General features: G+C 59.2%; 1 protein-coding gene. It reads right to left on the bottom strand.

From position 1 onward, the window contains the following. Positions 1-541, bottom strand: a 541-nt coding sequence (locus IVB42_RS42435; RefSeq protein ID WP_247469584.1) for a transposase family protein, incomplete at its 3' end; no start/stop codon positions are given. Positions 542-731: the final 190 nt, after the last annotated feature.

The following is a 731-nucleotide window of genomic DNA, read 5'->3' as shown; positions in this document are numbered from 1 at the left end:
GGCGCTCCAAATCGCACACGATCGTCCCGTATCGATGGTTTCTCCGGAACGCCCAGTCATCGATGCCCACAACAAGCAATGGATCTGTCGGCATCGCCGTCCGCCGGCGGACCACCCGCAGCAAGGTATCGTTGCTGACGGGCAGCATGAGCCGCTTGGCGAAGCTTGCCGCCGGCCGGCCGCCGAGCGCCAACCCCAAGTGATGGACGATGTATTCCAACCGTGCCGTCCGGCGCCGTCGAAGCGGGACGATGTCTTCTCCAAACCGCTCCGCGAAGATCCGCCGGCGGCAATGCGGCACCTCACATGTGAAGCGCCGCGTGAGCAATCGGAGGCGCACCCTTCTGCCCGCTGACGGCAAATCAGCCACGTGCCGGATGTATCGGCTATGGATTCGGCGCGACGCTGTCGCGCACAAAGGGCATTGGGCCTCCGCAGCCTCTGACCGAACAGCCAGAATAACCGAATCCATTGAGTCACTTACACCATCAAACACCAAACCACTCGGTACTAGCGATGAGATTTGAAAGCCCGTCCGCATGGCGCTGATTCTCCGTTTGAGAACCACAGTCGCCCGGCAAACTTCATCGGAAATGAGTCAGACCCAAAATTGGACGCCGATACGGGGTCAAATTTGAACACGATGACGTAATTGCGGTCGGCGCTCGTGGCAGACAAGCTCCGTTATCGTTGAGCCCTCGCAATCAAATGATTCGAAGGAGTTCCCATGA

Source organism: Bradyrhizobium sp. 45 (assembly GCF_023073155.1).
GTDB classification, from domain to species: domain Bacteria; phylum Pseudomonadota; class Alphaproteobacteria; order Rhizobiales; family Xanthobacteraceae; genus Bradyrhizobium; species Bradyrhizobium canariense_D.
The sequence above is the reverse complement of the archived record's forward strand: the minus strand, read 5'-3'. Positions and strand labels throughout refer to the sequence as shown.